Origin of the sequence: Flavobacterium resistens, assembly GCF_900182645.1 — a bacterium.
Taxonomy (GTDB): domain Bacteria; phylum Bacteroidota; class Bacteroidia; order Flavobacteriales; family Flavobacteriaceae; genus Flavobacterium; species Flavobacterium resistens.
In genome coordinates this window covers 236,994-259,898 of sequence record NZ_FXTA01000003.1, presented here as the reverse complement: position 1 = coordinate 259,898, position 22,905 = coordinate 236,994, and the positions used below count along the sequence as shown (strand labels likewise).

At 35.3% G+C, this 22,905-nt stretch carries 15 protein-coding genes; 1 reads left to right on the top strand and 14 read right to left on the bottom strand.

What is annotated here, in order from left to right; translation table 11 throughout:
- Positions 1-14: 14 nt before the first annotated feature.
- On the bottom strand, positions 15-467 hold the full coding sequence (locus FN795_RS12495) for an Lrp/AsnC family transcriptional regulator (RefSeq protein WP_035648092.1): 453 nt from the start codon (positions 465-467) through the stop codon (positions 15-17).
- A gap of 219 nt (positions 468-686) precedes the next feature.
- On the opposite strand from FN795_RS12495, the gene rocD reads away from it, so the two are divergent.
- The gene (rocD, locus tag FN795_RS12490; protein ID WP_142450903.1) at positions 687-1,937 is read left to right on the top strand and encodes an ornithine--oxo-acid transaminase; all 1,251 of its coding nucleotides are present in this window, start codon (positions 687-689) and stop codon (positions 1,935-1,937) included.
- Between the two features lie 126 nt (positions 1,938-2,063).
- On the opposite strand, the gene FN795_RS12485 is transcribed toward rocD, so the two are convergent.
- The 13 genes from FN795_RS12485 to FN795_RS12425 all read right to left on the bottom strand — a co-directional run bounded on the left by FN795_RS12485 (position 2,064) and on the right by FN795_RS12425 (position 22,883).
- Complete coding sequence (locus tag FN795_RS12485) at positions 2,064-3,458, bottom strand: RagB/SusD family nutrient uptake outer membrane protein (RefSeq protein WP_142450902.1); 1,395 nt, start codon at positions 3,456-3,458, stop codon at positions 2,064-2,066.
- Positions 3,459-3,468: 10 nt separating this feature from the next.
- Positions 3,469-6,453, bottom strand: coding sequence for a SusC/RagA family TonB-linked outer membrane protein (locus FN795_RS12480; RefSeq protein ID WP_142450901.1), 2,985 nt, complete (start codon positions 6,451-6,453; stop codon positions 3,469-3,471).
- A 379-nt stretch (positions 6,454-6,832) separates the two neighbouring features.
- Positions 6,833-8,764, bottom strand: coding sequence for a family 2A encapsulin nanocompartment cargo protein cysteine desulfurase (locus FN795_RS21620; RefSeq protein ID WP_142450900.1), 1,932 nt, complete (start codon positions 8,762-8,764; stop codon positions 6,833-6,835).
- Positions 8,748-9,668, bottom strand: coding sequence for a family 2A encapsulin nanocompartment shell protein (locus FN795_RS12470; RefSeq protein WP_142450899.1), 921 nt, complete (start codon positions 9,666-9,668; stop codon positions 8,748-8,750). The genes FN795_RS21620 and FN795_RS12470 overlap by 17 nt, the downstream gene beginning before the upstream one ends.
- 61 nt (positions 9,669-9,729) lie before the next feature.
- Positions 9,730-10,641: a cysteine synthase A gene (gene cysK / locus FN795_RS12465; protein ID WP_142450898.1), complete on the bottom strand. Its 912-nt coding sequence runs from the start codon at positions 10,639-10,641 to the stop codon at positions 9,730-9,732.
- A 14-nt stretch (positions 10,642-10,655) separates the two neighbouring features.
- The gene (gene epsC, locus FN795_RS12460) at positions 10,656-11,477 is read right to left on the bottom strand and encodes a serine O-acetyltransferase EpsC (RefSeq protein WP_142450897.1); all 822 of its coding nucleotides are present in this window, start codon (positions 11,475-11,477) and stop codon (positions 10,656-10,658) included.
- Between the two features lie 30 nt (positions 11,478-11,507).
- Positions 11,508-13,163 (bottom strand): arylsulfatase, encoded by a 1,656-nt coding sequence (locus FN795_RS12455; RefSeq protein ID WP_142450896.1) that lies wholly within the window; start codon positions 13,161-13,163, stop codon positions 11,508-11,510.
- Positions 13,164-13,779: 616 nt separating this feature from the next.
- Positions 13,780-15,042, bottom strand: coding sequence for a YeiH family protein (locus FN795_RS12450; RefSeq protein WP_142450895.1), 1,263 nt, complete (start codon positions 15,040-15,042; stop codon positions 13,780-13,782).
- Between the two features lie 62 nt (positions 15,043-15,104).
- Positions 15,105-16,721 carry a sulfatase-like hydrolase/transferase gene (locus tag FN795_RS12445; RefSeq protein ID WP_142450894.1) on the bottom strand — a complete coding sequence of 539 codons (1,617 nt, stop codon included), beginning with the start codon at positions 16,719-16,721 and terminating at the stop codon, positions 15,105-15,107.
- Between the two features lie 211 nt (positions 16,722-16,932).
- Complete coding sequence (locus FN795_RS12440) at positions 16,933-17,649, bottom strand: thioredoxin domain-containing protein (RefSeq protein ID WP_142450893.1); 717 nt, start codon at positions 17,647-17,649, stop codon at positions 16,933-16,935.
- A 13-nt stretch (positions 17,650-17,662) separates the two neighbouring features.
- Positions 17,663-18,715 (bottom strand): sterol desaturase family protein, encoded by a 1,053-nt coding sequence (locus tag FN795_RS12435; protein WP_142450892.1) that lies wholly within the window; start codon positions 18,713-18,715, stop codon positions 17,663-17,665.
- Positions 18,716-19,040: 325 nt separating this feature from the next.
- The gene (locus FN795_RS12430; protein WP_142450891.1) at positions 19,041-20,969 is read right to left on the bottom strand and encodes an arylsulfatase; all 1,929 of its coding nucleotides are present in this window, start codon (positions 20,967-20,969) and stop codon (positions 19,041-19,043) included.
- Between the two features lie 12 nt (positions 20,970-20,981).
- On the bottom strand, positions 20,982-22,883 hold the full coding sequence (locus tag FN795_RS12425; protein WP_142450890.1) for an arylsulfatase: 1,902 nt from the start codon (positions 22,881-22,883) through the stop codon (positions 20,982-20,984).
- Positions 22,884-22,905 lie beyond the last annotated feature (22 nt).

Genomic DNA, 22,905 nt, shown 5'->3' with positions numbered 1-22,905 from the left:
AGTTTAAAAGTTGATTATAATGAAATGTTTCTTTTAAAAGCACAACCTAATTCTATAATCGAATCAGTTTTAGCAATTCCGGGAATGTTATCGATTTTCTCGTAAAGAATTTTTCGCATGTGTTCGTGATTCTTCGCTACAATTTTTATGTAAAGTGTAAAAGAACCTGTGACATAATAGCATTCTGTAATTTCGGGAATTTTTTTCATTTCTTCAATAATTCGATCAGAATCAGAATCTTTATTTAATGTGATTCCGGTGAAAGAAGCCCAATCGTAACCAATATTTTTTTCTTGTATGATAGGTTTTATTCCGCCAATGACACCTTGCTCAATCATTCTATTGATTCGCTGATGCACCATGGTGTTGGAGATTTTTAAATTAGTTGCAATGGCAGAAAAAGCCATTCTTCCGTCTTTTTCTAATTCCTTCAGTATATTAATATCGAATTCGTCTAAAATATCCATTCGTTGAAATTGAGTTTATTTTCTTTTTTTGATTTATAAAAGTAACTATTTTTTTCAATAATGAGGAATAAAATCAAAATACTGAATAGGTGAATTTGATTTTAATTTCGATTTAAAAATAAAATTTGACTTATTTTAATGAGATACAAGTTTAATTTTTACTTTTTTATGTCTTATTTGAGATTTTTTGATACTTTTGTGTTTGAAAAATAATATATTATGACACATACAGAAAACATACTTTCATCAAAATCTGAAGTTTTGATTGAAAAAGAGAATAAATACGGAGCTCATAATTATCATCCGCTTCCTGTGGTTTTAGAAAAAGGAGAAGGTGTATATGTATGGGATGTTGATGGGAAAAAATATTATGATTTTCTGTCAGCTTATTCTGCTGTAAATCAAGGTCATTGTCATCCGAAAATTGTGCAAGCAATGGTGGATCAGGCTCAAAAATTAACGCTGACGTCTCGTGCTTTTTACAATGACAAATTGGGAAATTACGAAGAGTATATTACCAATTATTTTGGTTTTGATAAAGTTTTGCCAATGAATACAGGTGCTGAAGCTGTAGAAACAGCACTTAAAATATGTAGAAAATGGGCTTATGAGGTAAAAGGAATTCCTGAAAATCAAGCGCAGGTAATTGTGTGCGAAAATAATTTTCACGGAAGAACCACTACGATTATTTCATTTTCTAATGATGAATCGGCTCGTAAAAACTTCGGACCATTCACAGATGGATTTATAAAAATTGAATATGATAATCTTGAAGCTCTTGAAAAAGCTTTAGAATCATCAAAAAATATTGCAGGATTTTTAGTTGAGCCAATTCAGGGTGAAGCAGGAGTTTATGTTCCGTCAGAAGGATATTTGGCGAAAGCAAAAGCGTTATGCGAAAAACATAATGTATTATTTATTGCCGACGAAGTTCAGACAGGAATTGCACGTACAGGAAAATTATTAGCCGTTCACCACGAAAATGTTCAGCCTGATATTTTGATTTTAGGAAAAGCAATTTCGGGAGGTGTTTATCCGGTTTCGGCTGTTTTAGCAAATAACGAGATCATGAATGTGATTAAACCAGGTCAGCACGGATCTACTTTTGGTGGAAACCCTGTTGCAGCGGCGGTTGCGATTGCAGCATTGGAAGTTATAAAAGATGAAAAACTAGCTGAAAATGCTGAACGTCTTGGTGCTATTTTAAGAAAAGGATTAAATGAAATCGCTGAAAGAAATCATTTGATTAAACTGGTTCGTGGAAAAGGACTTTTGAATGCGATTGTGATTAATAGTGATGAAGAGTCTGATTTGGCTTGGGAAATCTGCTTAAAATTTAGAGATAACGGATTGTTAGCAAAACCAACTCACGGAAATAAAATTAGATTTGCTCCGCCATTGGTAATGACTGAAGCTCAAATTCAGGAATGTCTTGAAATTATTGAGAAATCTTTGAATGAGTTTAGATAAACTTTAGGGACTAAGGTTCAGAGTTACAAAGGCTCAAAGGTTTTTATTATATAATTTAAAAGGTCCAAAGTTTTATAGTTATTTATAAAACTTTGGACCTTTTTACTTTGTTACTTTGAACCTAAATTAACTTCCATAACCTGGATTTTGAGTGATTTTTTTATTGGCATCCATTTCTTTTAATGGAATAGGGAAGACCAATCTGTTTGCATCATACGGAATCAAATCAGAACCGTCGCCATCAGAACTAATATCAATAGATTGTTTTGTTCTGCGAATATCATGAATTAAAAACCCTTCCATTCCTAATTCCAATTGACGTTCTAACAAAATATCATCAACGGTTACACTTGCCAATTCATCGGCATTTGCTCTTGAACGAATAATGTTGATGTCATCCAATGGCGTGTTGCCAACGGCAGTTCCGGCACGTAAATTACTTTCAGCTCTAATTAAATACATTTCGGCTAAACGAATAAGAGGTACATCACCAAACTGATCCGTAAATTTAGAAGTTAAAAGTCGCCCGTTATCGTCGTTTACATAATTAAAAGCAGCTCTGTCATCAGGATCGCTAAATTTCTCTAAATAAGTGTCTCTGATAGAGAAATCTCCTCCACGGCCTCCATTCCCTTCAGAAGCATAAAAAGTTACCATATCATTCAAGCCAGTTTGTTTTGTAATTTGAATTGCAAAAACATCTTCAGTCTTATCTGTGTCGTGATTAAATGCATCTGCATATTTAAGAGATAGGCCGTGTCCGCTGTTTTCAATAACATCATTTGCTGCATCTCTTGCTGCGGCATAATTTTGCTGTTGCAGATAAACTCTTGCTAATAAAGCTTTAGCAGCATATTTGTCTGCATAAAAACCATTTTCTTCAGGAAGATTAGTATAAGCTAAATTTAATCCATCAATGATTACTTTATAAACTTCATCGACAGTGCTTCTTTCTTTTGAAAGATCTACACTGAAATCATAAATGGCATTAGGCCTGATAACAACTCCCAATTGGGAGTTAGCTTGTCCGGCTACATAAGGTTTTGCGAAAAAACGAACCAAATCAAAATACGCTAACGATCTTAAAAAATTAGCTTCTCCAATCATAACAGCTTGTTTGCCCGGATCTTTTACTTTGTCAATGTTTTCGATAACTGTATTTGCAGCATTGATCATCGAATAAAGTCTAGAATATGTTCCTTCAATAATTACGTTGTTAGATACCATTGTCTTAAGGTACATTTGTCTAAGCTCGCCATAAGTTCCTCTCCATCTTAAATCGGTAGTGCTCAATGAGCCAGTCACACCAAGTAAATCAGCATAAAGTAAAACTCTTCCGCCATAAGCATTTCCGTTTGCGGCAATCGCATAAGTCCCTGTTAGTACATTTGTAATACCTTCCTCGGTACTTAATGTAACCGATGCGTCTTCAGCCTGCTTAGGGTCTAAATTTAGTTGATCTTCACAGCTTGCAAAAAAGACTGAGAAAATTATAAGTAAGATTAATTTATTTGCTTTCATTTTGTTCTTTTTAAAAATTAATATTTACTCCAATTGCCATAGTTCTTGCAGGTGGGGCAGAGTAAAAATCTTCTCCAATTCCTGTGTCATCTCTTCTTGCTTCTGGATCTGTTCCTTCATAATTTGTAAAAGTAAGCAAGTTTACAGCTGTAAAATAAATTCTTAAATTACTCATTCCTGCTTTTTGTACAGTTTCTTTAGGTAAAGAATAACCTAATGTAACGTTACGTAAACGAATAAAATCGGCTTTGTCTAGATAACGAGTAGATTCTTGTGTTCCGTTTGAGCCTCCAAATCTTGCCTGAGGCACATTTGTGATATCACCTGGATTTTGCCAACGATTTAGCTGATCTGCGGTTTGGTTATCAAAATAATCTGCTGCTGTCGACATATATATACCAGCTGAGTTATAAATACTAGCTCCCCATTCGCCTTGAAATGTAAAGTTAAAGTCAAAATTTTTATAATTAATCGTATTGGTCAATCCAGACATTAAAGTTGGGAAAGGATTTCCAGCTACGATTCTTTTGGCTTCACTGTAATCGTTAGTAGTACTTTTGTCAAGACTTCCATCAGCATTTACAGTGTTTTTTACAAAAAGTGCATCTCCGTTTGCAGGATCAACGCCCGCGTATTCAACTAAATAAAATGATGAAATGTTTTCTCCAACACGATTGATGTTATAACTTGTAATAACATCAGTATTGTTGTTAGGCAGTGACTTTACTTTTGAGTTGTTTGTCGTAAGGTTAAAACTTGTAGTCCATTTGAATTTTTCTGTTTCAACATTTTTTGTGTTCAAAGTGAATTCAAACCCGCTGCTTTTTATTTCTCCAATGTTTGTGTTGATTGATGTAGCGCCTGAACTTAAAGCCAAAGGTTTTGCAAAAAGAAGACCATCAGTACGTTTGTCATAGTAATCGACTTCTAAATTAATTTTGTTGAGGAATCCAGCCTCAATACCAACATCTGTTTGAGAAGATTTTTCCCAAGTAAGGTTGTCATTTCCAGCTTGGCTAAAAGTCAATCCAGATTTTAAGTTGTAAGAACTAGGTCTGTATAATTGTCGTGACGCGAAGTTACCAACTTCAGCATTTCCTACCTTACCCCAGCTTGCTTTTAATTTTAAATAACTTAAAACAGTATTGTCTTTTAAGAATTCTTCCTGCGACATAACCCAACCGGCAGAAAATGCAGGGAAAACCGCAAATCTTTCATTTTTTCCAAAGCGAGATGATCCATCGCGACGAATACTTGCTTTGAAAAGATATTTATTTTTGAAGCTATAATTGAAACGCCCAAATTGAGAAACAAAGGCATAATCCGTTTCGCTACCATGTCCTTCATTAACTTCTGCACCACCATCAACAGTATGAAAACTGTCATTTGGAAAATAAATACTATTTACATCTTGGTATCTTCTGTTGTATTTATTGAATTCCATGCCGGCAACAGCATTTATAGTGTGGTTTTCAGCAAAAGTAAGATCATACGTAAAGTAATTACTGAAAATATAACTTTCAGTGTTTACAGAAGTTGCAAATACAGCTCCGTCAGTTGCCATAAAAGGAGCATTTTTGCCTTGCCAGTAATCCTCAGTCTGAGTTAATAAGTCATAAGCAAAATCAGAATTGAATTTCAAGTCTTTTACCAGTTTTAATTCTCCGAATATTTTTCCTGTAACTCTTCTCATAATAGTTTTCCAAGAAGTATTGTCTTTTGCTAATAAATAATTGACATACTCAGTATTTGGATTTGGAGTTCCATCTTCTAATCTCGCTTGCGAAATTGGAGCCTGAGCTAGAGATTGCATAGGAGTAGAGAATGAATTGTCATCTTGAACCCTATTGATAACTGATCTGGAAAAACCAATATTCATTCCGGCCGTAAAATGGTCTGTAATTTTATGAGATACGTTTGATCTCGCTGTTATTCTTTCTAAATCATTGCTGTCAACTATTCCCGTAGTATTATTGTAAGCTCCTGCAAAGAAATATTTTGTTTTGTCGTCACCTCCAGATACAGAAAAATCGGCATCAGTAGTATAACCTGTGCGTAAAGCGATATCTTGCCAATTCGTATCGATTTCTCCGTTTCTCCAATCTGTTCCTTGAGATAAATATTCCAATTCATCTTCGACAGATTCTAAATCATCAACATTTCGTCCAGCTTCCTGTAGTAATTCTACATATTGTTTAGCATTCAGAAATTTTTTCGTGTGAGTGGCTTCACTGATACCCTGAGAGAAGTTTAAAGAGAAATTTCCTTTCCCTTCTTTACCTTTTTTAGTTGTAATGATGACAACTCCATTAGCTCCACGAGCTCCGTAAATTGCTGCAGAAGAAGCATCTTTTAAAACATCAATTGATTCAATTTCATTTGGGCTTAAGGTCAACAATGGATTTGTTGGTGCTCCATTGCTAGACTCATCATCTGTGATAAGCGGAATACCATCTAAAACATACAAAGGCTGTGTGCTGGCGCTTATACTCGCAGCTCCACGAACCCTAATATTCATTCCTCCTTCAACTTTACCATTTGTTTGTGTAATCTGTACACCGGCTAATTTACCAACTAAGGCATTTTGTACGTTAGCAACAGGTACTTGCTGAATATCTTTTGCTGTTACACGAGCTATATTATCGGTTAAATTCTTTTTTGATTGTGTACCGTAACCCACAACAAGAACGGCTTCCAGCTCATTTTGAGTTTCAACCATTTTAATTGTCATTGAATTAGAAGCTTTGACTTCAATAGTAGCAAAACTAACATAACTAGCTACTAAAATATCGCCAGTTTTGGCCTGAATTTTAAAATTTCCATCAAAATCAGTTTGTGTACTGACATTTGTTCCTTTGAGAACAATATTTACTCCTGGAATGGGAACACCCTTATTGTCAGTAACTGTACCAGAAATTGCCCCTCCTTGAGCCACAGCTATTTGCACACTCAAAACGAGCAATAGCCAAAAAAAATGTTTTAAATTAATTTTCATTTTTTATTGTGTTTAAATTAGTTCTTTCAAATATCTTAAATTTATGTTAAGTTGAAACCTCTTTTTAACATTAAAAATAACACATAACTTCATTTTTGTAATATTTGTAACAATTGGTGCTCAAATACTTTTATTTTGTAAAAATTTAAGGGGTAATGTGATTAATGTTTAATTGATTGGTTCTGTTTTAGTTGTATGTATTAAGAATTAACATAAAAAAGGAGAAAGTACTAGTTGCGGTAGATATTTATAAAAGAATTTGATTAATTTGTTAATAAAAAAAAAAGCGACTGTTCAGGAAAACAATCGCTTTTGGGTATAATTACTTAAAATATCAAAAAAAGTAATTATTCAAGTAGAGAATTTAATCTCAGTATTTTTAAAATTTGACTTTTTTCAGTTCCCACAAAGTTTTGATAAAAGTATCAACATCTTGAGTGGTATTGTAAAATGCCAATGACGGACGCACCGTTGTTTCAACTCCCATTCGTCGCAAAATTGGCTGAGCACAATGATGTCCGGTTCTTACCGCAACACCTTCTTTGTTTAATGCCTGACCAACTTGGTCATTTGTATAGCCTTGCAAATTAAAAGATAATACACTTGCTTTGTCTTTTGCAGTTCCGATTAAACGTACACCTGGAATTTCTTTAAGAAGCCTTGTTGCATATTCTAATAAATAATGCTCATACTGTCCAATTTGTTCAATTCCGAGTTTCGTTACGTAGTCAATTGCGGCACCAAGACCAATTGCATCGGCGATATTTCCGGTTCCGGCTTCAAAACGATTAGGAGCTTTGTGGTATTTGATTTCCTCAAAAGTTACATCCTGAATCATATTTCCGCCCGATTGATACGGCTGCATTTCGTTCAATAAATCTTCTTTTCCGTACAAAGCGCCAATTCCGGTTGGACCAAATAATTTATGTCCAGAAAAAACTAACCAGTCCGGATTTAAATCCTGAACATCAACTTTCATGTGTGAAACAGATTGTGCGCCGTCAATTAAGACTTTTGCACCTGCTGCATGAGCCATTTCAGTTATTTTTTTTGCTGGAGTTACAGTTCCTAATGCATTTGAAACTTGCGTAAAAGCCACTAAACGTGTTTTTGAATTCAGCAATTTTGCATATTCATCAAGCAAAATCTGACCGTCATCATCGACTGGAATTACTCGTAATTTCAAACCTTTTTTATCGGCTAATCTTTTCCACGGAACTATATTTGCATGATGCTCCAGATTACTTACAATAATCTCATCACCAGAATTTAAATTTTGATCGCCCCAAGTTGAAGCTACTAAATTTATTCCTTCAGTTGCACCGCGAACAAAAACAATTTCATTTACTGAACCGGCATTTAAAAACGTTTTCACTTTTTCGCGAGCAGCTTCATAAGCGTCAGATGCGCGCGCTGCTAATTCATGCGCTGCACGATGAATATTCGAATTTTCATGCTCATAGAAATACGCAATGCGATCGATAACCGATTTTGGTTTTTGAGTTGTTGCTGCATTATCAAACCATATTAAAGGTTTTCCGTTTACAGTTTCACTCAAAATAGGAAAATCTTTTTTGATTAATTCGGCATTAAAAGCTGAATTTGTACTACCACTTAATGGATTTGTTCCAAAGGAACTTCCCACAATTGCATTGGTGTTTTTAGAATCAAAAGCAAACGGATTCTGATCTAAAAAATAATACGAGTTTTGGAGTTCACTTCCGCTTGACGGAAAATCATTTCGCTTTCTAAAAAAAGTATCAACCGTTTCTAAAGCTATTTTCAACTCGTTTTCAAAAGAAGAATTTTCGCTTTGAAAAGGCAAATATTGATCATTTAAAAACAGCGATGAAAACAACGATTCTTCATTAAGCTGTGGTGATCTGCTGTTTTTTAAATTGATATCATAAAATCCAGTCTGCGGATTATTAATATTTAGTCCGTTATCTTCAGGAATTCCAGAAGAAGGGATGCCATATTTAGGATCAAAACCTGCACCAGCGTTTGGATACAAAGCCGAGGCACTGGAACTTTGAGAAGCACTTGCTGGAGAACCTCCAAAACCGCTAAACGAAGGTGGAGCCAGATTTACATTTAACGGACTTTGCGCAGAAAACGGCGTTAAAATATTGGCACCGCCAGCATGCAAAAGTGTTTCTGCAATTTTTGTCGCACGAGGATGTTCAGCTTTATCTGGACTCAATGAAATTTCTTTTGGAAATTCATTTGGCAGTGCACTGAACAGTTCGTTTGCTAAAAACTGCAAATCGTCAATGTTTGGTAATCCGTCTGGGTTAGTATTTGTACTCATGATACTTTCCTATTTCGACATCTTCTAAAACAGCGATGGCATCATCAACCAAAATAGCTAAAGAACAATAAAGTGAAACCAAGTATGAAGCAATCGCTTTTTCATTAATTCCCATAAAACGGACTGATAATCCTGGAGACTGCTCACCTTGTAATCCCGGCTGAATTAACCCGATTACACCTTGACGGCTTTCGCCGGTACGTAATAAAATGATTTTTGATTTTCCTTTGACAATCGGCAATTTATCAGATGGGATAAGCGGAATTCCTCTCCAAGTTAAAAACTGAGATCCAAATAAAGAGATTGTTGGTGGTGGAACACCTCTGCGCGTACATTCGCGTCCAAAAGCGGCAATTGCCAGCGGATGCAATAAAAAGAAACCTGGTTCTTTCCAAACTTTAGTCAGCAATTCGTCTAAATCATCTGGAGTTGGCGCACCAGTACGTGTTTTTATAATTTGCGAAGGCGCCACATTGCTTAATAATCCGTAATCTTTATTATTGATTAATTCGCTTTCTTGACGTTCTTTAATGGTTTCTATAGCCAAACGAAGCTGTTCTGAAATCTGGTTGTACGGTTTGCTGTATAAGTCAGAAACACGTGTATGAACTTCTACAATGGTTTGTACGGCAGCAAGATTATACTCTCTCGGATTTTCAACATAATCAACAAAAGTGTTTGGTAAAACTCTTTCGTCGCGTGCAGAACAATCGACTTCGATATGATTTGCATTTTTAACTTTGTTCAAACGAAACACACCCGATTCGACCGGTGTCCAATGTAAAAGATGTGTCAGCCAGCGTGGAGAAGTTGTTCCAATTTGAGGTACTGTACGTGTTGCAATTGCGAGTTGTCTTGCTGCAACATCGCCTAATGCGGTCTGTTGTTGTTTTGATTCTGCCATTTTTCGGGTATTTTAATAGGTTTGTAAATTATTTTTTGCTTGCTTAAAGTTATTCATAATTTTAATCAAATAACTCATCTACAGATAAATATCTTTCTCCAGTGTCATAATTAAAAGTTAGAATTACGGCATCTTCAGGAATATCTTTGAGCTTTCTTGATAGTGCTGCAAGTGCAGCTCCGGTCGATATTCCGGCAAAAATTCCTTCTTCTTTGGCTATTTTTTTAGTGAAATTGTACGATTCGTTTTTATCAACTGTTAAAATATGATCGACATATTCGCGATTAAAAACTTCTGGAATAAATCCAGCTCCAATTCCCTGAAATGGATGTGGAGAAGGCAAACCGCCACTCAAAACTGGTGATAAGGCTGGTTCAACTGCGTAAGTTTGAAGATTTGGGAAATGTTGTTTTAATATTTTTGAAACTCCTGTAATATGACCTCCAGTTCCAACTCCGGTTATTAGATAATCGATTCCGTCTGGAAAATCAGCTAAAATTTCTAGAGCGGTTGTTTTTTCGTGTATTTCAACATTTGCTTTGTTGGTAAATTGTGAAGGAAGAAACGAGTTTTTAATGGTTGAAGCAAGTTCCTTTGCTCTTTCAACTGCGCCCGAAGTTCCTTTTTCTCTCGGTGTCAAAACATATTCGGCACCATAGGCATTCAAAATTCTCCTGCGCTCAATACTCATCGATTCTGGCATTACCACAATCACTTTATAACCTTTTACGGCTGCAACTAATGAAAGTCCAATTCCGGTATTTCCTGAAGTTGGTTCAATAATTACAGTATCTTGATTTATAAGTCCTTTTTGTTCTGCATCTTCAATCATTGCAAGAGCGATTCGGTCTTTAATACTTGAACCTGGATTTGATTTTTCCAATTTAATCCACACTTCATGTGATTTAAAAAGTTTATTTAATCGAATGTGAGGAGTGTTTCCTATGGTTTCTAAAATGTTTTGATATTTCATTGGTTTTGATATTTTTAAATAGAATAAAAAATGGGTGCAGGGAAAGGATTATTATCTCTGATTTTAATTTCGTTTTTATGATATACAACAGAATTGGAAGGAATTGTATACGTCAGCCAGACATTTCCGCCAATTATAGAATCTTTTCCAACTGTAGTTTGACCACCAAGAATGGTGCTGTTGGCATATATAATGACATTGTCTTCAATAGTTGGATGTCTTTTTATAAAGGCTTCATCTTTTTTTACACTCAAAGCTCCAAGTGTAACGCCTTGATAAATTTGTACATTATCGCCAATAATTGTTGTTTCTCCAATCACGATTCCTGTTCCGTGATCGATTGCAAAATCTTTTCCAATTTGTGCACCGGGATGAATTTCGATGCTCGTTTTAATATGAGCATATTCTGAAATTGTTCGTGCTAATAATTTTAAATCCTGCTCCCAAAGCTGATGAGAAAATCGGTAAACGGCAATAGCGAAAAAACCAGGATACGAGTATAGCACTTCTTCCAGAGATTTGGCCGCAGGATCTTTTGTAAATATGGTTACAGCATCGTTTAATGCTTTTTTGTGCAATTTTGGTATCGCTTCAAAAAAGTTTTTGGTCTGCTGTTTTTGGTCACTTTTTGGTGAAAAATCCAAAACTAATTCGTCAAACTGTTTTTCCAGCTGATTGAATTTGTATTTGATCGTTGCTTCAGATTCTAATGATTTTGAGGTATTCGAAAATAAGATGACAAACAAATCATCTATAAACTGATGAATTAATTTTTTCTCAGGCAGAATTACTAAGTCATGATGCTGTTTTGCTATTTCTTGATAAAATGAACTCATAATGATTATTTTATGGTTAGAAAAAGGTTTTTATTTCTTGAGAGAGGCACCTCCGGGCATTACCTCCGGTTTTAGCCTGAATTTGCTGTATTCTACAACGCCAGTGCGGTCTGCCCATTCAAAATAAGATGCCGAAAGTTTGTTTACAATTCCCGGATTTTGTTGTGCAACATTGGTAGTTTCACCACGATCTGTTTCTAAATTATACAGTTCCCATTCGTAAGAAGGATAAATCGAAACCAATTTCCATTTTCCGTCACGAACCGCTCTGTTTCCTGCTCTTTCCCAGAATAGTGGTTCGCCTCGGTTAACTTCTGAAACATTGTCAAATAAAACAGGAAGCAGACTTTTCCCCGGAAGCGGATTCGTATTTACGTTATTATAATTTTTAGGATATTCAATTCCGGCCAATTCGTAGAAAGTAGGAGCGAGGTCAATAATGTGTCCAGTTCCTTTGTCAATTCTTCCGGCTTTTATTTTTGAAGGAAACCAAGCAATAAACGGCGAACTGAAACCGCCTTCGTGCATATTATTTTTATATTGCTGAAGTGGCGTATTCGATAAATATGCCCAGTTTTGTTCCTGATAATCAAATGATCCCGAAGTTCCAACTGGTCCGTCATTTCGAACTAAACCTCTTCCTAACGGATTGTAAGTATTAAATCCGCCTTGAGCGCCATTGTCCGAAATGAAAATTATAAGTGTGTTTTTATCTTTTTTAAGGGCTTTTAATTTATCCAAAACTTTCCCCACATTCTGGTCCATATTGTCGACCATTGCGGCATAAACTTCCATTTTTGCTTTCCAGAATTGTTTTTCGTCATAAGTCAGTTTGCTCCATTCAGGAACTTCAGGGTCTCTTGGCGAAATAGTTTGATTGGCTGGTAAAATTCCGTTTGCTTTTAATTTCTCAATTCTTTTTTCTCTTAAAATATCCCAACCTTCATCAAATTTTCCTCTGTATTTGGCAATATCAACCGGTTTTGCCTGCAAAGGCCAATGTGGTGCTGTAAAAGCTAAATACAAAAAGAAAGGTTTATTTTCTTTGTTTTGCTCATCTAAGAAAGTGATCGCATTATTTCCAATTTCATCTGTAAAATAATACGAATCGTCTTTTGGATGCAGTTCTTCATTATTACGAATCAGTTTTACTGGATAGGGCGTTTTCCCGAAAGGCAAAGGCTTTGTATCAAAATAATTAGATGCGCCTTTTAAGATGCCGTAAAATTTATCAAAACCTCTTTGGTTGGGCCATTGTGCCTGATCTTCAGAACCAACGTGCCATTTTCCTGATAAAATTGTACTGTAGCCGCCAAAATGGAACACTTCTCCTAAAGTCAAAGATTCTTTATTTAAATAGCCTTGATAAGCTGGCAATCCTAAATTCACATCAAAAAAACCAACGCCCGCTTTGTGCTGATATTGACCGGTTAGGAGAGAAGCTCTCGTTGGCGCACAAATCGAGTTATTGTAGAATTCGCGCAAACGCAAACCTTCACTCGCTAATTTATCAAGATTGGGAGTTTTAATTTCTGAACCATAATTTCCTAAATCAGAATATCCCATATCATCTACCATAATCAGAATGATATTTGGTTTTGCTGTATTCTGAGCGCTTATTGTAGTAAAACTGACAGTTCCGGTTATTAAGGCAGAAAATAATATTGAGGTAATTTTATTATTCATTTTAAAATGCTTTTTTTGTTTTTTTTGTTTTGTAAGTGATAAATGTTCTTTAATAGAGGTTTTCCGTTGCCGCAGAAATTCCTTTATTTTTAATTATATACCATTAAGGCGCAGCTTCGTTTGAGGCGAATTGCATACTATATTGTAAATGAAATTGGAATAAAAGTGGGGTTTGTTCCGATTTTAAATGAAGCAAAATCATGACAAACCAATGTAAGAATTAACAACAGCTACACATATAACAAAAAGTGTTATAGGCGTAATTTTTAGGAAGAATGAAAGACGTTCTGTGTGCTATTGTTTTCAAAATGTAAGTTTTAAATATTAAACTCTACTAATTATATAGACAAAGTTATATTTAATATTGTAAAAACCAAATTAATCTTGATTTTTTTTTGAAAAAAGAAGTGAAGTAGAAGGTATTAAGAAATGTTTTAAAATGTAGTTTACTGATTTTTAAGTAATTGTGATAATGTTTGGAAATATATTAAAGATTTAGTTTGTCATTTCGAGGAGCGAGAAATGACAAACAGAATGGATAATTGATGATTATAAAAAACTTTGCGTTTTTGCGACTTTGCTAGAGAATTTTGCAGTGCTATAAAATTATCAAAACTTACTTCCCAAAAAGCAAATAAGCAATAATCAACGTAACAATAACATTGAATAATTGCGCAATTAAAAAAGCGTATAGAGGTTTACGACTGTTATTAGAAAGCAGATCTTTAAAATTAGTTTCTAAACCAATACTTGTAAAAGCTAAGGCAAACCAAATTCCCTGCAAATTTTTTAAACTGTCTTTTACCGAATCTCGGACTTCTGAAGTAATAAAAAAAGAAAATAGGAGAGAAGCCAGAATAAAACCAATTACGAATTTTGGAAAACGTTCCCAAATAACTTTCAAAGTAGGCTTTGATTCCACAACTTCAGCCGATTTATTATGCGTGTAAGTCCAATAAACCGAAATTGCAAAAGCGGCTAATCCTAATAATACATTCTGAGAAAATTTTACAATGGTGCTAATTTTTAAAGCAGTTTCGCCAACCAAAGTTCCAGAAGCTACAACAGCTCCAGAAGTATCAATACTTCCGCCAAGCCATGCGCCGGTAACTTCTTCAGGAAAGTTGAAATATTTGGCAATTATGGGCATGAAAATCATCATTGGAATGGCAGTTACCAAAACGATAGAAATGACATAAGACAGTTTTTTTGAATCGCCTTTAATAGCGCCCGAAGTTGCGATTGCAGCTGAAACTCCGCAGATAGATACGGCACTCGAAATCATCATGGTCAATTCATCATCGACTTTTAATTTTCGGCAAAGCCAAAAGGCAAAGTACCAAACCGATAAAACAACGACTAAAGCCTGAATTAAGCCTAATGAACCTGCCTTTAAAATATCAGAGAAAATAACACTAGTTCCTAATAAAACCAATCCGATTTTGACGAAAACTTCTGTAGAAAGTGCCGAACGAAGCCATTCTGGAAGTTTAAAGAAATTTCCAATTATTAAACCTATTAACAAACTAAAAATTACAGCTTCAAGATTAATAGATTTAATAGCCGAATTTCCTGCTAGAATTAAGGCAATTAATGTTAAAATATACACTATCGGAAACGTAAATAGAAAATATTTAACTGATTTTCCAATTAAAAAAGCACCAAGTGTACCAATGGAAATCAGATATACAAATTGAATAAAAAGGATTATAAGATTTTTAGAATCAAATACATTCGTAAATAAATCGGAAGTGCTTGACCAGCTAAAAACAGGAACTTGAGGAAGAAATATGAAAAGAGAAATTCCGATAATTAGAAATCCTAGAATTACTACGGTCCAGTCTTCGTGAATGTTGAATTGTTTAGTTTGAGATGACATTAATTGAGTTTTAGATTAAACCCGACAGGTTTTAAAACCTGTCGGGTTTGCATATTGTTTAATTATAAATCGACAAAGTATTTTTGTTTTCCAAAATCGAATTCGTAGTATGTCAAATTTGGCCAAAGTGGTTTAACTAATCCTTTTTCCCATGTTTGTAAGGCAGTTTGCAATTCTTTTACTTTTTCTGGATTTTTTGAAGCTAAATCAGTTGTTTCAGATTTGTCTTTTGATAAATCATAAAGCCAGGTTTCATGTGTTTTTCCGCTAATGATTAATTTCCAATTACCGCTTCGAATTGCTTTTGCATCGCCGGAACGCCAGTACAAATCTTTATGTGCTTCTTTATTGTTATTTACCACATCAATTAAATCAACGCCATCATAAACACGGTCTTTTGGCAAGCCAGAACCCGTAACAGAAGCAATCGTACTGAAAATATCAAGAGAACTTACAGGCGTTTTATAAACGGTATGCGGTTTGATTTTCCCTTTCCACGAAAGTGCAAACGGAACATTTATCCCGCCTTCAAAATGAGAAAATTTACCACCTTTTAAAGGTGCATTTGTGGTTGCAAAAGTATAATCGGCACCACCGTTGTCGCTTGCAAAAATGATTAGCGTATTTTCTTCTAAACCTTCCTTTTTCACTTTGGCTCTGATTCTTCCAATTGCATCGTCAAGTGCGCTGATCATCGCATAATACACGCGTTTGTTTTCGTCTTTTACATTCGGAAAACGATCGTAATATTTTTTACGAACCTGAAACGGCGTGTGTGGCGCATTAAACGGAACATAAAGTAAAAAGGGTTTGTTTTTATTTTTGTCGATAAAAGCTTCTGCTTCATCAGCAAATGTTTCAGTTAAATAGGCTTTATCATGAATAATAGTGGTATCGAGGCGAATTTGTCCAATTCCGACACGTCCATTTCCCCAAATCATTTTATCGGTAAAATCTTTATGATGATGATTGATAATATCCGGATTATCATCTTCGGGAGTGTAAAGCGAAAATGCCTGATAAAAACCATAATGATAATCAAAACCTCGGTCTAAAGGAAAAAATCCTTTGTTGTGTCCTAAATGCCATTTTCCAATAATCGCCGTGTTGTAGCCTTCTTTTTTTGCTAAATCAGCAAAAGTAATTTCAGATTGTGGCAAACCTTGCGTGGCTATAGACGCTTCATTTGGATAATTTATTTTATTATTTAATCTCCAATTATTGGTGTTGATCAAGTATTTGAAAGCGTAATATTCTAAATTGTTTTTTGGATATCGGTCGCCCGGTTGATATTCGTGGCCAAAACGTTCTTGATAACGTCCTGTAAGCAATCCAGCGCGCGATGGCGAACAAATAGAAGCCGATACATAACCATCTGTAAAAGTAACTCCTGACGCTGCCAAAGAATCAATCTGAGGGGTTGGCGCTGCTTTTCCTCCGTATAATGAAATATCATATTTGCCTAAATCATCGGCAAGTAGAATAATAATATTGGGCTTTTTTACTGAAGCGGAAGTGTCTTTTTGTGCTAAGAATGCAGCTTTTCCTTCGGCTAATTTATCATCTGGTTTTATTAGAGTTCCATCTGTGTTTATTGGCCAGAAAAGAAATGCGGCTAAAAGAAAGAGTACGATTAAAATCGGTATAACAATCTTGGTTATTTTTTTATAGTTTGCCATGTTTTGGTTTTTGGTTAGTTTTTTTGAATGGAATAAAAGTGTCTATAAGAGCTTTGTGTTTTATGTGCATTTTTGTCATTTCGACGAAGGAGAAATCTTCGCAAGAAGCTCTACAAAGATTGGATATTCGTTACGGAGTTACTCGTGAAGATTTCTCCTTCGTCGAAATGACAATATTGTGGTTATCCAAGTCTAAATAAAGGTCAAAAAGCTATTTCGATACCAAAGCCACATCAATCTCATTTTTCAAATTCTCAAAACCTTCTTTTTTAAGAATGATTTTTCCATTTTGATAAAGAATTAATGTCGGGAAAACTTTTATGGTTTTCAAATCGGCGATGACTTGCGTGTTGTCTTCCAAATCAATTTCAACAACTTTCAGATTACTTCCGTATTGTGTTTTTATAGTTTCTAAAACTGGTTTTACTTTTTTACACGCACCACAATAAACAGATCCAATATCAACTAAAACCGTTTTATTATCAGAAATAATTTTATTGTATTCTGCTAATGTCAATTTGCTTTTCGAATTAGCAAAAAATGGTTTTCCGCTTCCAATCCAGTTTGCGATTCCGCCTTCTAAACTGTAGGCTTCTTTAAAGCCTTTTTTTAGTAAATCGTCTGCCAGCCAAACGCTTCTTCCGGCTCCAATTGAATACGTAAAAACGGGTTTTGTTTTATCTAATTTTGCTATTTTTTGAGCGTAATCTTTTGAATCTAAATTGAAATTTACAGCGCCTAAAATATGATTCAAAGCAAATTCTTCAGGACCTCGAGCATCAATAATCTGCGGATTTTTCTCTGCCTGGATTTTGAAATAAAATGCATCTATTGACAAAGTATTTTCGCTTTTGTTTTGCGAAAAAACAGCAATTGCAATGAAAAATGCAATTGCTGTCAAACTATTTTTGAAAGTTGAGTTTTTCATCTTTGTTTTAAGATTAAACTTGCTCTAATACTGGAGCAGGAGCCTGTTCAACAACTTTTGCTTTTAACGGAAGTGACAATACGCCATCAGCAAGTGGGCTTCCTTCTTTTTTAGATTTGAAAATCGGCCATAAAAATTGTGCGTACCATTCTTCTTGTTTGTATGATTTTGTTCCGTAAGATTCCGGGAATTTACGAGTGATTAATCCTGTTCCGAAGATTACGTCCCAAATGAAAAACATGTTCCCGAAGTTTCCTTTAAAGTGTCCAACGCCGTCTCCGCTTGTATCTGCGTGGTGCGCGTGGTGCGTTGCAGGTGTAGAAATTAAGCGTTCTAAAACCCATGCAATTGGATGCAAAACTCTGTATTTGTAAAATGGTTTGTCCCATGCAATACTTGAATGCGCGCCCAAAGTGATGAAACTTTTAATAACCAAAACAAATAAAGCTGGTAATCCTAAACCTAAATACGTTAGCGTTGCAGTCAAATAAATTTGAGAAAAGAAAACGGTATAAATAAAGTTTTGTCTAGACGCCATCGCCATTCCCATGTATGGAGCAGAGTGGTGTGTTCTGTGGAAACGCCATAAAAACGGAACTTGGTGATGTAATCTATGGTACCAATATTGCGTCAAATCATCAGCAATTGCGATTAGGAAAAAGCCTCCCCAGAAAGGAACCCAAGAAAGGGTGTTAGCCAAATTTGGGATCAAATAAGGTAAAGCGGTCAAGCTGAAAAAAGCAATTATTGGAGGTAAAATCAATTTTGGCGCTAAGAAACAAATAATATCAACTTTACGTTCCTGCCCTGTCCATTCGTCATCGTATAAACCTGCAGTGAATTCGATTACGCCTAAAATCAGCATAAAAACAGTTAATCCCCAAGTTCTAATATGCTCAAAAGCAGGTTTTGAAAATTCTAAAAAAGCAGGTAATGAAATGTGAGATTCGCTTACCAAATTATTGCTTAATTTGAAGTAAAGGAAAATTGCCACTACAGGCAAAGAATATATAAAAAGGCTTATTAGTAAGTCTCTTGTCAGTTTTTCTTTTTGAATTATTGCCATGATTTCTTATTTTAAAAATTGATTAATTAATGCTAAACCTCCCGCCAATATGACTAGCGGAACTAAAAAAACAATCGCGCCCACGATGATTTTTTTTCCTATGATTTCATAGTCTACTCGTTTCATGATTTCTTATTTTTTATTGTGTGTTGTTGAAAATCAAAAAGTTATAAAGTGTAAATTTAAATTAAAAACTTTTAATTCTATAGAACTAGTAGTGTTTAAATTATTCTTTTTTTATTATTTATTGTGATTTATTCTGTAAATAGTATTGAGAGACCTGCAAGGTTTTTTAAAATACCTTGCAGGTTTTGAAATCAATATATTAATTAGTGCTTCCTGCAGTAGGTGTTGTACCTTCTCCTGGTTTGGTCACTTGTTTAATTAAATCCTGAAGACTTTTACCTTTATCAGGACCCGTATTATGTATTTTTCTTGTAATTACATCCTGCCAGTCAATTAACGGATAAACGTTGTTTTCTTTAGCTTGCTCATCAAACAGTTTTTTAAGCTCGGCTAATTTTTCAGGATATTTCGCTGCCAAATTGTAGCGCTCGTTAAAATCTTCGTTCAAGTTGTATAATTCCCAAACATCAGTATCAAAATTGCTTGGTGTAGGTGCCGAGTTAGGTTTTAGAGAGGTAAATGGGTTTGCATGTGCAGCTCCAGCTTTCCAACCATCTTTATAAATAGCTCTGTTTCCAAAAATATAATAGTATTGTACTTTGTGTAAAGACTCCGCTTTAGCGTTATCTAAAGATGCATATAAAGAGGAACCCTGAATAATATCTTGTTTAATACCTTTGATAGATTCTGGTGCTTTAACTCCAACAATGTCTAAAGTAGTTGGAAGCAAATCGGTTACGTGGCTGTACTGATTTCTGATTCCGCCTTTGTCTTTAATTCCGTTTGGATAAAAAACAATCAGTGGATTATGAGTTCCTCCTTCAGACTGCGCATCTTGTTTCCAGTTTTTGAACGGAACGTTTGTTGCCTGAGCCCATCCTAAAGGATAGTTGGTATTAAGACCTTTTGGAGTTCCAATTTCGTCAATATTAGCTAAGTTTGCCTTTAAATTTTCTTGCTCAGATACTCCTTGAGAAAACAAACTTTGATTGATTGTTCCTTCAGTTGTTCCTTCTTTACTTGCTCCGTTATCGCCAATTGCTACGAAAATTACAGTGTTGTCAAGTTGACCGCTTTCTTTCAAATAGTTTACAACTCTTCCCACTTCATAATCTGTATAGGTTAAGAATCCAGCATAAACTTCCATGAATCTTGCATAGACTTTTTTCTGATCTGGAGATAATTTTTTCCAATCTGTGATCAAAGGATTGCGTTCTGGTAAAACTGCATTAGCCGGAATTACACCCAATTTCTTTTGGTTCGCAATAACTTCTTCGCGATAAGCATCCCAGCCTTTATCAAATTTTCCTCTGTAAGGATCGCTCCATTTTGTAGCAACTTGATGAGGTGCGTGCGCTGCGCCTGGTGCATAGTACAAGAAAAATGGTTTTCCCGGAGCCGCTTTTTGTTGTTTTTGGATATAGCTTATTGCTTTATCCGTAATTAATTCATTTAAGTGGCGTCCGTCTGGTGTAACATGAACTTGATCTTCAACTAAATCAGGATTGTATTGATCGGTTTGAGAACCTAAGAATCCGAAGAAATGATCAAAACCTTTTCCGGTTGGCCATCTGTCGAAAGGTCCTGCATCTGTAGCATCTTCATCCGGAGTTACTCCGTATTTTCCAACAGCAAAAGTGTTGTAACCATTTTCACGTAAAATCTCTGCAATTGTTCCTTTATCAGAAGGAATTCTTCCGTCCCAACCTGGGAAACCAGCAGATAAAATAGTATGTGAAAATCCGCTAACATGCACTCTTCCAGAATTTCTTCCTGTTAATAAAGCCGCACGAGTTGGTGCACAAATTGCCGTTGTATGAAAGTTAGTATAACGTAAACCATTATTTGCTAACTGATCAAAAGTTGGCGTGCTGATCAAACCTCCAAAAGCACTTGAAGCTCCAAATCCTACGTCATCTAATAAAATCCAGATTACGTTTGGAGCACCTTTTGGCGCTTTTACCGGTTCTGGCCAGTATTCTTTAGAATCGGCTAAAGTTTTACCGATTACTCCTTTAAATTCTTCTGTTTTATTTTGTGCAGTTCCTAATTGTGCAACCAGGAGCGCTGTAATCAAAAGCCCTTTTTTAGGACTTTTGATTAAACTGTTGTATTTAAAATTTTTCATAGTTTTTATTTTTTACTTGTTTGCTTTGGTCAATAGTTCTTGGGCAGATTTTCCTTCTGTACCTGGCGTTTGATGTATTTTTCTCTGATAAACATCCGACCAATCTATTAAAGGATATAAGTTGTTTTTCTTGGCTTGTTGGTCAAATAGTTTTTTCAATTCGGCCAGTTTCTCTGGATATTTTTTAGCCAAATCTTTTTGTTCGTTAAAATCTTCGTTGATGTTGTACAGTTCCCAAACATCTTTGTCGAAATCAGCTTTTAGTAAACCTGCTTTTTTTGGATCACTCAAAGCTTCTTTAGCTTCAATTGAATTTGGATGATGTGCCGCAGCGGCTTTCCAACCATCACTGTAAATAGCTCTGGCTCCAAAAATGTAATAATGCTGTACTTTATGATTTGAAACTGCCTTTGCATCATTTAAAGAATTGTAAAAAGAATATCCCTGAATGGTATCTTGCTTAATTTCTCTGATCGTTTCAGGCGCTTTAATGCCTAAAATATCCAGCGTTGTTGGTAAAATATCAATTACGTGGCTGTATTGTGTTCTGATTCCGGGAGTTTTAATTCCCTTTGGATAATAAACAATCAACGGATTATGAGTACCGCCTTCAGAGTTGGCATCTTGTTTCCAATCTTTAAATGGAACATTTGTTGCCTGCGCCCAGCCTAAAGGATAATTAGTATAGGTTTCAGGTGTTCCAATTTCACCAATTCGCTTTAAGTTATTTTGAAAAACGGTTTCGTCTGTTTCACCAACAACATAAGTTTGTCTGTTGACAGCGCCTTGCAATGTTCCTTCTTTGCTTGCTCCATTGTCACCAATTAAAACAAAAACGACTGTATTTTCCAATTGATTAATTTCTTTCAGATAATTGACCAATCTTCCAATTTCATAATCGGTATAAGTAAGATATCCAGCATATACTTCCATAAATTTGGAATATACTTTCTTTTGATCCGGAGTTAATTTTTTCCAATCTGCAATAAGCGGATTACGTTCCGGCAATACAGCATTCGAAGGAATAACTCCTAATTTCTTCTGATTAGCTATGGTTTTTTCGCGGTAAGCATCCCAACCATCGTCAAATTTTCCTTTATACGGATCGCTCCATTTTTGGGCAACTTGATGAGGTGCATGAACAGCTGCCGGTGAATAATATAAAAAGAACGGTTTTCCCGGAGCGGCTTTTTGCTGTCTCGAAATATAGCTGATTGCTTTATCAGTAATTTGCTCGCTCAGGTGGCGTCCATCAGGAGTAACATGTGCTTGATCTTCAATTAAATCGGGTTTATATTGATCGGTTGCGGAACCTAAGAATCCGAAGAAATGTTCAAATCCTTTTCCGGTTGGCCAGCGATCAAAAGGTCCGGCATCAGTAGCGTCTTCGTCTGGAGTAATTCCGTATTTTCCAACACCAAAAGTATTGTATCCTTTATCACGTAAAATCTCAGCAACGGTTCCATTTTTTGAAGGCAATCTTCCATCCCAGCCAGGGAATCCTGCAGACATAATAGTATGCGAGAATCCGCCAACATGAACTTTATGAGAATTGCTTCCCGTTAATAAAGCGGAACGAGTAGGAGCACAAATCGCTGTCGTATGAAAATTAGTATATCGCAATCCGTTGTTAGCAAGACTCTCTAAAACCGGAGTTTGGATTAAGCCTCCAAAAGCACTTGAAGCTCCGTAACCTACGTCATCTAAAATAATCCAAACGACATTTGGAGCGCCTTTTGGAGCCGTAACAAGTTCTGGCCAATATTCTTTAGAATCGGCTAATGTTTTTCCGATTACACCTTTAAATTCTTCTGGTTTAGTTTGTGCAAAACCAAATTGCGCAAGTAAAACTGCAGTAATCAAAAGCCCTTTTTTAGGACTTTTGATTGATATGCTATTTTTATAATCTTTCATAATTTATGGTTTAATAGTGGTT